This is a genomic window from Bacteroidota bacterium (assembly GCA_016195025.1).
Taxonomy (GTDB): Bacteria; Bacteroidota; Bacteroidia; order Palsa-948; family Palsa-948; genus Palsa-948.
In genome coordinates, this window is the sequence record JACQAL010000072.1 from 1 (window position 1) to 11,810 (window position 11,810).

10 protein-coding genes are annotated in these 11,810 nt (G+C 41.3%); 8 read left to right on the plus strand and 2 right to left on the minus strand.

Going from position 1 to position 11,810, the window contains the following annotated elements; translation table 11 throughout:
• Positions 1-328 precede the first annotated feature (328 nt).
• A complete protein-coding gene (locus HY063_13755; GenBank protein MBI3502851.1) occupies positions 329-1,678 on the plus strand; it encodes a tetratricopeptide repeat protein in 1,350 nt (449 codons plus the stop codon).
• 3 nt (positions 1,679-1,681) lie between these two features.
• Positions 1,682-3,871, plus strand: coding sequence for a tetratricopeptide repeat protein (locus tag HY063_13760; protein MBI3502852.1), 2,190 nt, complete (start codon positions 1,682-1,684; stop codon positions 3,869-3,871).
• A gap of 117 nt (positions 3,872-3,988) precedes the next feature.
• On the opposite strand, the gene rplS is transcribed toward HY063_13760, so the two are convergent.
• Together rplS and trmD are read right to left on the minus strand one after the other, a co-directional pair.
• Positions 3,989-4,390, minus strand: a complete 402-nt coding sequence (gene rplS / locus HY063_13765) for a 50S ribosomal protein L19 (protein MBI3502853.1) — start codon at positions 4,388-4,390, stop codon at positions 3,989-3,991.
• A gap of 60 nt (positions 4,391-4,450) precedes the next feature.
• Positions 4,451-5,125: a tRNA (guanosine(37)-N1)-methyltransferase TrmD gene (gene trmD / locus HY063_13770; GenBank protein ID MBI3502854.1), complete on the minus strand. Its 675-nt coding sequence runs from the start codon at positions 5,123-5,125 to the stop codon at positions 4,451-4,453.
• 135 nt (positions 5,126-5,260) lie between these two features.
• Here trmD and bioB point away from each other — a divergent pair, with 135 nt between their 5' ends.
• From bioB to accC, 6 genes are all read left to right on the plus strand, one after another.
• Positions 5,261-6,253, plus strand: a complete 993-nt coding sequence (bioB, locus tag HY063_13775) for a biotin synthase BioB (GenBank protein ID MBI3502855.1) — start codon at positions 5,261-5,263, stop codon at positions 6,251-6,253.
• Positions 6,250-6,984, plus strand: coding sequence for a hypothetical protein (locus HY063_13780; protein ID MBI3502856.1), 735 nt, complete (start codon positions 6,250-6,252; stop codon positions 6,982-6,984). The genes bioB and HY063_13780 overlap by 4 nt, the downstream gene beginning before the upstream one ends.
• 11 nt (positions 6,985-6,995) lie before the next feature.
• Entirely contained in the window at positions 6,996-8,168 is a 1,173-nt protein-coding gene (locus HY063_13785) for a pyridoxal phosphate-dependent aminotransferase family protein (protein ID MBI3502857.1), read from the plus strand.
• Complete coding sequence (gene bioD, locus HY063_13790) at positions 8,165-8,776, plus strand: dethiobiotin synthase (GenBank protein MBI3502858.1); 612 nt, start codon at positions 8,165-8,167, stop codon at positions 8,774-8,776. Before HY063_13785 ends, bioD begins: the two co-directional genes overlap by 4 nt.
• A 117-nt stretch (positions 8,777-8,893) precedes the next feature.
• A complete protein-coding gene (gene bioA, locus HY063_13795; GenBank protein MBI3502859.1) occupies positions 8,894-10,201 on the plus strand; it encodes an adenosylmethionine--8-amino-7-oxononanoate transaminase in 1,308 nt (435 codons plus the stop codon).
• Positions 10,202-10,310: 109 nt separating this feature from the next.
• Positions 10,311-11,804: an acetyl-CoA carboxylase biotin carboxylase subunit gene (gene accC, locus HY063_13800; GenBank protein ID MBI3502860.1), complete on the plus strand. Its 1,494-nt coding sequence runs from the start codon at positions 10,311-10,313 to the stop codon at positions 11,802-11,804.
• Positions 11,805-11,810 lie beyond the last annotated feature (6 nt).

Sequence of the window (11,810 nt, forward strand, 5' to 3'; positions counted from 1 at the left end):
CTATGCCGCGCGCATTCAAAAGTGCATGATGCCAACGGAGAAGTGGATTGCAAAAGAAATTGCGCGGCTGAAAGCGAAAATGCCAAAGTAACAAATGAAAACCAAAATGCAGAAGTACGAATGGCGCGGAACCGCGCCAAACATTCAAACCTTCAAGGTTTTGAAAACCTTGAAGGTTTACAACAGCCCTGTTCGATTGTTCGATTGTTCGGTTGTTCGGTTGTTCTGTATTTGCATTTTCTTGAAAAGTCCCAAGCCCCAAGTATCAAGTCCCAAGTTCCAAGAAGCAGCCGGCATTCGCTGTTCCTTGAAACTTGGAATTTGGAATTTGGGACTTGAGACTTTGCTGTTGCTTTTCTTCCTTTGCCAACTGCCAACTGCCAACTGCTCCGCACAAAGTGACGGAGTCCGTATTCCATCGGACCAACTTTCTAAAGTGGATTCCCTCCTCACCGCAAAAGAAAACACGAATAAGGTGAATGCGCTGATAGAACTTGGAAAAGAAATGGAAGCGGGCAGTGATAATGAAAAAAGAATAAGTTATTCCATGCAGGCAAAACAACTGGCGGAGAAATTAAATTACAAGAAGGGAATGGCTGCCGCTTTGTTTAATCTCGGCAACACTTACTTTGACCACGCCAATTATCCCGAAACATTAAAAAATTATTTCGCCTGCCTCCGCCTCAGCGAAGAACTGAACGATAAAAAAACAACCGCTGCCATTCTCAGCAACCTCGGAATCGTATATTGGATTCAGCAGGATTACCGCCAGTCGCTGGCGTATTATTTTCGCTCGCTGAAGATTGCGCAAGAAGCGGGATTCAAAAAACTCGAAGAAGGAAATTACGGCAACATCGGAATTGTATATGACGAGCAAGCCAATTATCCGCAGGCATTGTTCTATCATTCCAAGGCGCTCAAACTTGCCCGGGAGCGCGGAGATAAAAACGGAATTGCACGCCACACGGGCAACATCGGCAACGTGTACAAGCGCCAGAAAGAATTTGCCGGTGCGCTTGATTATTATTTCCGCGCGCTGAAGATGAAAGAAGAACTGGATGATAAAAAAGAAATTGAAATCACGCTCGGCAACATCGGAACGGTGTATCTTGCCACTCAAAAATACAACGAAGCGGAAAAGTTTTTGCAGCGCGCCCTTCTTCTCAGCGATTCGCTCGGTGATTTGGAAGGAGAAAAAGAACTGCATGAAAACTTCAGTGTGTTAGACAGCGCGCGCGGCAATTTCAAAGGTGCGCTGGAGCATTATAAAAAATTCATCTCTGCCCGCGATACAATCAACAGCGATGAGAACCAGAAAAAGCAAGTGCGCGTAGAAATGAACTACGAGTTTGACAAGAAAGAAGCGCTGGCAAAAGCAGAACAGGAAAAGAAAGATGCGGTTGCAGCAGCCGAAAAGAAAAGACAAAAGATAGTTTTGCTGTTTGTTGTTTGCGGTTTGTTGTTAGTCGTTGCATTCGCTGCGTTTATTCTACGTGCTTTTCTCGCCATCAAAAAGAAGAACAAAGAAATCTCCGAGCAAAAACGAATCATAGAAGAAAAGCAAAAAGATATTCTCGACAGCATCCACTACGCAGCCCGCATTCAAAAGTGCATGATGCCCAATGAGAAGTGGATTGCAAAAGAAATTGCGCGGCTGAAAGCGCAAGGAAAGAAATAAAAAATGAAAACAAGTTCCAAATATCAAGTATCAAGTCCCAAGCCCCAAGAAAAGGCAAAAGCCGTTGGCTGTTCCTTGGGACTTGGAATTTGGAATTTGGGATTTGGAACTTTGCTGTTCTTTTGCCAACTGCCAACTGCCTATTGCCAACTTTCTAAGGTGGATTCTCTCCAGCAACTTATTCTCACTGCGAAAGAAGATACCGATAAAGTAAACGCGCAAAATAGTTTAAGCAAATACTATCTTGAACTCGGCAATTATTCGCAGGCAATGAAAGTTGCGTCAGATGCAAAGGCGCTTGCTGAAAAAATAAATTTCAGAAAAGGAAAAGCGAATGCGCTTAACAACACGGGGAAAATTTTCTGGTCGCAGGGAAATTATGCCGATGCGCTCAAAAATCATTTGCAGGCGTTGAAAATCCGCGAAGAGATTGGCGATAAAAAAGGCGCGGCAAGTTCCTATGGAAATATCGGCAACATTTATCAGTCGCAGGGCAATTATCCCGAAGCCATCAACAATTACCTGAAAGCGCTGAAAGTGTTTGAAGAGTTAGACGACAAGCGCTTAATTGCCGCTACGCAAAATAATATCGGGCTGGTGTATTGGTCGCAGCAGAATTATGCCGAAGCGCTGAATTATTACAATCAATCGCTGAAAATAAGGAAGGAGATAAATGACAAACCCGGCATCGCTACTTCGTGCAACAACATCGGGTTGATATTTTATGACCAGCATAATTATTCCGATGCGCTGAAAAACCATTTGCTTGCTTTGAAACTACGCGAAGAAACAGGCGATAAAAAAGGAATTGCCGATTCCTACAACAACATCGGAATTATTTACGAGAAGCAAAAAAAATATTCCGATGCGCTGGCAAGTCATTTCAAAGCGCTGAGCATACGGCAGGAAATTGGCGACAAGAAAGGAATTGCTTCTTCGCATATCAACATCGGAAATGTTTTTGCCACCGAGAAAAAAATCGGCATTGCAAGAGAGCATTTGAACAAAGCGCTCGAACTTTCAAAAGAAATTGGCGCGAAGGAATATATTAAAGATAGTTTTGCAGGACTTGCACTTGCCGACAGCGCAGAAAAAAATTTCGAAGGAGCATTTAACGATTACAAGCGCTACGTTGCTTACCGCGATAGTTTGGTGAACGAAGAAATCACCAAGAAGACCGTGCAGGCGCAAATGAATTACGAGTTTGAGAAAAAGCAGGCAGAAGAAAAATTAGAACAGGAACGCAAAGATGCCATTGCCAAACGCGAGCGCGAACGCGAACTGATGATTCGAAATTTTTTCATCGCTGCCTCTGTACTTATGCTTGCGCTGGTTTTTTTTATTTACCGCGGCTACCGCAGCAAGCAGAAAGCGAATATAATCATCACGCAGCAGAAAGAAGAAGTGGAGCGGCAAAAAGAAATCATCCAGGAAAAAAACCAAGGCATCACTGACAGCATCAACTATGCACAGCGCATTCAGCGCGCGCTGTTTGCATCGGATGCGCTTCTTCAGAAAAATTTTCCCGGCTATTTTATTTTCTTCAAGCCGAAAGATATTGTGAGCGGAGATTTTTACTGGGCTGCGGAAAAAGACAACCGGTTTTACCTCGCGGTATGCGATTCCACCGGCCATGGCGTGCCGGGTGCATTCATGAGTTTGCTGAACATTTCTTATCTGAATGAAGCGGTGAATGAAAAAAGCAACACGCACCCGCACGAAATTTTTAATCACGTGCGCCAGCGGCTCATTGAAAATATTTCTTCCGAAGGCGCGCAGGATGGAATGGATGGAATATTGCTATGCTGTTCCAAAGAAGAAGGGATTAAGATTGAATACGCGGCAGCAAACAATGCGCCTGTTCTTGTTCGTGATGGAAAAATCAGTGAACTCGAAACCGATAATATGTCCGTTGGCTTGAGCGAAAGAAAAAACTCTTTTACGCACAGGGTTGTTCCATCAACCATCAACCGTCAGCCATCAACCCTTTACCTTTACACCGATGGCTTTGCCGACCAGTTTGGTGGTGAGAGAGGAAAAAAATTCAAGTACAAACAACTCAATGAAAAATTAATTTCTCTCAACCATCTTACTTTAACCGAACAGAAAAAAGAACTGGAAAAAACTTTTGATGAGTGGAAAGGAAATCTTGAACAGGTGGATGACGTACTTGTAATAGGTATTAGAATATAGAAGGGAAGAAATGAATTTGCTGTAAAGGTTTGAATCCATCCCGATGCGGCTTCCATCGGGATGTACGATGTGTTGGTAATTGGGATTAGAATTTAGCAGCAAGCAGAAGAAAGAAAATTACTTCTCCGCCAATTCCGGTTCCGGCTTGGCTGCACTTTCAATGGTTTGGATGTCGTCTTTCATTTCTTCAATCTTCGCTTTCTTGCCGATGGCTTTTCGCAGGTAAAAAAGTTTTGCCCTGCGTACTTCGCCTTTCTTTTCAACTTCAATGGATTCAATGAAAGGAGAGTTTAGAGGAAAAATACGTTCAACGCCAACACCGTTTGAAATTTTCCGAACAGTAAAAGTTCTGGTAGTGCCATCGCCTTTTCGCTGAAGAACAACTCCGGTGAACTGCTGAATGCGCTCTTTGTCGCCTTCTTTAATTTTATAGTTGACTGTAACAGTATCTCCCGCCTTGAAATCAGGAATGCTTTTTTTGGCGATTAATTGCTCTTCGGCATATTTAAGTAAGTTCATAACCGTACGTTTTAATAAAAGGGACGCAAAGATAATAGAAAGTTTGAATCAACGAAAAAATTACTTCAGCAAATCGGGCCTGCGCTTTTGGGTTCGTTCCAGTGATTTTTCATGGCGCCATTCTTCAATTTGCTTTGCATTTCCCGACAGAAGAACATCCGGCACTTTCATTCCTTTATAATCTGCCGGACGCGTATAGGCAGGAGGGGAAAGCAATCCATCCTGGAAAGAATCGGTGAGCGCGGAAGTTTCATCGGAAATAACTCCGGGCAAAAGACGGATTACTGCATCGCAAATAACAGCGGACGGAAGTTCGCCACCGCTCAACACATAATCTCCGATTGAAATTTCTTTGGTGATGAAGTGCTCGCGCACGCGATCGTCCACTCCTTTATAATGCCCGCAAAGGACGATAAGATTTTTTTTCAGCGAGAGATGGTTCGCCATTTTCTGATTGAACAATTCCCCATCGGGAGTCATGTAAATTATTTCGTCATAATCACGTTTCGATTTTAGTTTCGTTATGCATTTTGCAATCGGTTCAATCATCATCACCATTCCTGCGCCACCGCCATACATATAATCATCTGCGCTTTTATATTTATCCGAAGCATAATCGCGCAGGTTGATGATATTTAGTTGAACCAGTTTTTTTTCAATTGCGCGCTTCACAATCGAATGCTGGAACGGGCTTTCGAGCAATTTCGGAAGAACGGTGATGATGTCAATATGCAGCGGCTCGGTTTTTTTCTTTTTTCCCATGCCCCGAAAGTAATCAACAAATCTTTTCTTCCCCTTCATAAAATAGATTTTCATATCACCGAACAAAAACGTACTTTTGTATTTATTCCTCTTACTATGAAAAAATTTATGGCTCTGCATCCCGATAAAATCGGGACTCGCGAAGAGATAAAAGAAATTTATAACACTCCGCTGCTCGATTTGATTTTCCACGCGGCATCGGTTCACCGGAAATTTCACAACCCTTCCGAAGTTCAGGTGAGTTCACTGCTATCAGTAAAAACGGGCGGCTGCCCGGAAGATTGCGGTTACTGTCCGCAGTCGGCAAAATATCAAACGGAGGTCAACATTCATAAAATGCTTTCGCTCCGCGAAGTTTTAGATGCGGCATCAAACGCGAAAGCAAACGGTGCAACGCGCATGTGTTTGGGCGCTGCGTGGCGCGAAGTGCGTGATAATTCTGATTTCGATAAAGTGCTCGAGATGGTAAAAGGAATTAATGAAATGGGAATGGAAGTTTGCTGCACGCTCGGCATGCTCACTGAATCGCAGGCGAAAAAACTTGCCGATGCGGGATTGTATGCCTACAATCACAATTTAGATTCTTCAGAAGATTTCTACAAAAAAATTATTACTACAAGAAAATACGATGACCGCCTGAACACGATTGAAAATGTGCGCAAGGCAAAAGTTACGGTTTGCTGCGGAGGAATAATCGGAATGGGAGAATCGGTGGAAGACAGAATCGAAATGCTTCACACGCTTTCCAATCTGAATCCCCAGCCCGAATCAATTCCGATTAACGCGCTGGTGGCAGTGGAAGGAACTCCTCTTGAAAAACAAAAACCAATTTCTATCTGGGAAATGCTCCGCATGATTGCCACTGCAAGAATTGTGATTCCGAAATCAGTAGTACGTTTATCTGCGGGAAGAACTGAAATGAGCATTGAAGGACAGGCGCTTTGTTTTCTCGCAGGTGCGAATTCGATTTTTGCCGGTGATAAACTGCTCACCACTCCGAATCCTGATTTTAATGAGGACATGGAAATGTTCAAACTTCTCGGCTTGAAATCGCGCGAAGCATTCAACTATAAAGAAGCAAGTGAAGAAATTTCCGTATGAAAAAAAAATACTTCTATATAATTATTTTTCTTTTTGCCATCTGCCATCTGCCATCTGCCGTTTGCCATTCGCAGGAGGGATATTTTTACCATAGGAAAGGAGATGGAGATAAATATTTTGTTTCACTCGGCTATGGCGAAGGAACCGCTCACTGGAAATCTGTTTTCAGAAGCACGGAGTTTTATGATAAAGACGGGCGCGTAATCAATACGGGCGATTTCGAATTTGGTGCGAACAGCCCCACGAAACATTACGATATGAATGTTATGGCACCTATCAAACACATTCGCCTTGGCATGGGAATTTGTTTTGAGCATCATTATTTATCGCAGCTCAAAGTGTATGCAAAAGGCGGGGAAGAATATTTGTTGTTCGATGAAAGTTTGCGCTTCGATAAAATTTATTTTCAATCCGAAATCCCATTCAACTATGAATCGAAAAAGAAATATTCCTTCAACTGGAATTTCAGAGGAGGATGGTATGGCTACACAAACGTGAAACGCTTTAATTTCATAGGAGAAAAGCCGTTTCCCATTGCAATTCTTGCCACTACCGGGCTTATGGCTGATTATGAAATTTATCCTTCCGTTTATATTTTTGCATTTCCAAATTTTGAATATAAATTTTACGACAACGCGCGTACGGAAGCTCCCGTGCAAATCCGCCACAGTGTTTTTACGGCTTCCATTATTTGCGGAGTGCGCATTGACATGGGAAAATTCCACGACTAAAATAGCTGAACTTGAAAGAAGAATTTTTGCGCGAACAATTGCGCGGGCGAAAAGAAAAAGGATTGCTGAGAAAACTTTCCTCTGAAAATAATCTTATTGATTTCACTTCGAACGATTATCTCGGCTTTGCCCGCTCCAAAGAATTAAAAAATAGTTTGGCAGTTGAACTTGAAACTTTAAACTTTAAACTTGAAACCGGTTCCACCGGTTCCCGCCTTCTTACCGGAAATTCTTTTTATGCCGAAGAATTAGAAAAGTTCATAGCAAATTTTCATTACGCAGAAACAGGATTGTTTTTTAATTCCGGCTATGATGCAAATCTCGGATTGATTTCTTCCGTTGCAAAAAAAGGCGATGCAATTTTTTACGATGAACTTTCGCACGCTTCCATTTACGATGGAGTGCGTTTGTCAAAAGCGGAATCTTTTCCGTTCAGTCACAACAATAGCGCGCATCTCGAAGAAAGATTAAAATATTTCCGGAGGAATTATTCTGGAAATTGTTTTGTAATTGTTGAGAGCGTGTATTCTATGGACGGAGATTTTTCTCCGCTGAAAGAAATTTCAGAATTATGTTCAAGTCACAATGCGCATTTAATTGTTGACGAAGCGCACGCCACAGGAATTTTCGGAGCCAAAGGCGAGGGGAGATGCGTTGAATTCAACCTGCAGGAAAATTTTTTTGCACGCATTCACACTTTTGGAAAAGCGCTCGGCTGCCATGGCGCCATTGTTCTGGGAAGCGATGCGCTGAAAAATTATCTCATCAACTTCGCCCGCTCGTTTATCTATACTACTGCGTTGCCCATTCATAGTTTGGCGGCAATCAAATGCGCATATCAACTTCTTCAAAAAAGTAACGAGACGAATCAACTCAGGAAATTAATTACTGCATTTAAATCACAGATGAAAGAAAAATATATTTCCGGTTTGCCGGAAAGTTCAAGTCCTATTCAATCTCTCATCATTGCAGGAAATGAACGTGTGAAAAAAATCTCATCGCTGATTCAGAAAGACGGTTTTGATGTGCGCCCTATTCTCAGCCCCACTGTTCCAAAAGGAAAAGAACGAATCCGTATTTGCATTCATTCATTCAATACCGAAGTTGAAATTTTTAAGTTAACCTCTTCGTTGAAAAAAAATTGTAACCTTGCACCTTCAAAACAAGCAGTCGTTTCCGGATGAGAAAAATTTTTGTAACAGGAATCGGAACCGATGTCGGCAAAACCGTCACTTCGGCAATTTTGGTGGAAGCCATTCAGGCAGATTACTGGAAACCCGTGCAGGCGGGAACTTATTACACTACCGATTCCGAGCGGGTGAAAAAACTTATCAGCAACAACAAGAGCGTAATTCATCCTGAAGCGTATAAACTCCGCGAACATAAATCACCGCACGAAGCGGCTGCGATGGAAGGAGTGGATGTGGATTTCGAAAAAATAATTTTGCCGCAGACGAATAATACGCTCGTGATTGAAGGTGCTGGCGGAGTAATGGTTCCACTCAATCAAAAATATTTCATCATTGACTTAATAAAAAAGTTTGATGCGGAAACAATTGTTGTCATCCAGAATTATCTTGGAAGCATTAATCATTCGCTTCTCGCTATTGATATGCTTCGTCATCGCGGAATAAAAATCATCGGTCTTGTTTTCAACGGCTCTCCTCACGAACCATCCAAAAAAATTATTGAAAGTTACAGCGGGCTGAAAACAATTTGCTGGATAACAAAAGAGCACGCTATTACCAAAGACGTGATTCAGAAATACAAAAAAGATTTTCAATCTCTCTGATTTCTTCTGGTAACGAATCAACGAATCTTTTTACGAATGTTACGAATTATAAATAATTCGGCATGCACATGATTCGTTAAATTCGCAATCCAATTAATAATTCGTTACCGGAAAAAAATGAAAACTCTTTCGAAGAGAGATAAAAAAATAATATGGCATCCGTATACGCAGCATAAACTCAACCCTGCTTCTATTGGAATTGTAAAAGCAAAGGGTACGTATGTATATGACGAGAGCGGAAAAAAATATATTGATGCTCTCGGTTCCTGGTGGACTTGCCTGCACGGGCATGCACATCCTTACATTGCTAAAAAAGTTTCTGCGCAGTTAAAAAAAACAGAACACGTAATCTTTGCAGGATTTACTCATCAACCTGCTGTTGAACTTGCAGAGCGTTTATTGAAAAAACTTCCGAAGAATCAAAAACGAATTTTCTTTTCTGATAACGGCTCCACCGCTGTGGAAGTTGCGCTGAAAATGTGTTTTCAATATTGGCACAACAAAGAAATTCTGAAAACAAAAGTCATCGCTTTTAAAAATTCTTATCACGGAGATACTTTTGGAGCAATGTCAGTGAGTGAGCGCGGTGCATTTACAAAACCGTTTCATTCAAATTTATTTGAAACAATTTTTATTGATGCTCCTGTGAAAGGAAAAGAACAAAAATCTATTCAGCAACTCACATCAACCATCAACCATCAACCATCAACCATTTCATCTTTCATCTTCGAACCAATTGTGCAGGGCGTTGCCGGAATGGTAATTCACGAAGCAAAAGCATTGGAAGAAATGATTCGCATTTGCAAAGAGAATAATATTTTCACTATTGCCGATGAAGTGTTCACAGGGTTTGGCAGAACGGGAAAATTTTTTGCAACTGATTATTTTAAAAAGAAACCGGATTTATTTTGTTTGTCGAAAGGATTAACTGGCGGAACCATGCCGATGGGAATTACTTCCTGCACGGAAGAAATCTTCAATGCATTTCTTTCAGAAGACCGGATGAAAACTTTTTTTCACGGACATTCGTTCACTGCAAATCCGGTTGCATGTTCTGCCGCGCTGGCAAGTTTGGATTTGATGGAAAGGAAAGCAACGTGGAACAATATTGGAAGAATTGAGAATAGAAATAAAATTTTTTCGAAACATATCGATGGAAATAAAGTGATAAGAGAACTAAGAGCAATGGGTGTTATATTGGCAATAGAATTGAAAACAGAAAATGAAACTTCCTATTTTAATTCCATCCGCGATAAGGCAACTAAATTTTTTCTTCAGAAGGGAATTCTTCTTCGTCCGCTCGGCAATGTAATTTATCTTGTGCCGCCATACTGCATAAGCGATAAAGATTTGGATTACATTTATGCTTCAATTGAAGAATTCATTGAAGCAAGCGCCAATGACCAAATCCCAAATGACAAATAAATTCTAATGACACAAACTTCAAATTCAAAATGATGAGTTTGAGATTTTATATTTTTCAATTTGGTATTTATTTGTTATTTGTTTTTTGTTATTTGGTATTTATTTTTTTATGATAATAAAAAAAATATTGATTGCCAATCGCGGAGAAATCGCTTTGCGTATCATGCGTTCATGCAGGGAGATGGGAATCTCTACCGTTGCAGTTTTTTCTGAAGCCGACAGGAATGCGCCTTTCGTTCGCTATGCCGATGAAGCGGTTTGCATTGGCGCTGCGTCTTCGTCCGAGTCCTATCTCAATGGGGAAAAAATAATTGATGCCTGCAAAAAATTAAAAGCCGATGCCATTCATCCCGGCTATGGTTTTCTTTCCGAGAATGCAGCGTTTGCCCGCGAAGTAAAAAAAAATAAAATCATTTTCATTGGTCCTTCCACAGAAGCAATGGAAATGATGGGCGATAAACTTTCGGCAAAAGCAACAGCAAAAAAACAGAATGTGCCGATGGTTCCCGGAACGGAAGGAGCGATAAAGGATTTTAAAGAAGCAAAAAAAGTTGCGAAGAAAATTGGTTTTCCTGTTCTGATGAAAGCAAGCGCGGGCGGTGGAGGAAAAGGAATGCGTGTAGTAGAAAATGAAAATGATTTCGAAGAAGAAGTGAAGCGCGCATCGAGCGAGGCAAAATCTGCTTTTGGTGATGGTGCTGTGTTCATAGAGAAATATGTTACTCAGCCGTGCCATATCGAAATACAAATTCTTGCCGATGAATTCGGCAATGTGGTTTATCTTTTCGAGCGCGAGTGTTCCGTTCAGCGCAGGCATCAGAAAGTAATTGAGGAAGCGCCATCTACCGTTCTTACTTCCGCAATCAGAAAAAAGATGGGCGAATGCGCGGTGAGTTTGGCTAAGGCATGTAAGTATGCTGGCGCAGGAACAGTGGAATTTTTAGTTGATGCAAAAAAGAATTTTTATTTCCTTGAAGTAAATACGCGACTGCAGGTAGAGCATCCCGTTACGGAAATGATAACCGGAATTGATTTGGTGAAGGAGCAAATTAAAATTGCCGAAGGGAAAAAACTTTCCTTCAAACAGGAGGATTTGCAAATCAACGGGCATTCAATCGAAGTTCGCGTGTATGCCGAAGACCCTTCTAATAATTTTTTGCCGGATATTGGAAAACTTATTTCGTACAAAGTTCCGCAAGGCGCAGGCATTCGTGTTGACGATGGCTTTGAAGAAGGAATGGACATTCCCATTTATTATGACCCTATGATTTCAAAATTGATTTCGCATGGAAAAAACAGGGAAGAAGCAATATCAAAAATGCTTCGTGCGATTGGTGAATATAAAATTACTGGCGTGGAAACAACTTTGCCTTTCTGCAAATTTGTTTTGAACCATAAAGCATTTGCTTCGGGAAATTTCAATACGCATTTCGTAAGCAACTATTTTTCTCCTGATAAATTATTTTCCGGTTCAAAAGAAGAAGCGTTTATTGCTTCTGTAATTGCGGGAAGAATATCTGCCAAAGAAAAAATAATTTCTTCCAGCGGCAATCATGCTTCTGTTTCAAAATGGAAACTGAAGCGGCTGAATTCGGAAGAATAAAATAAA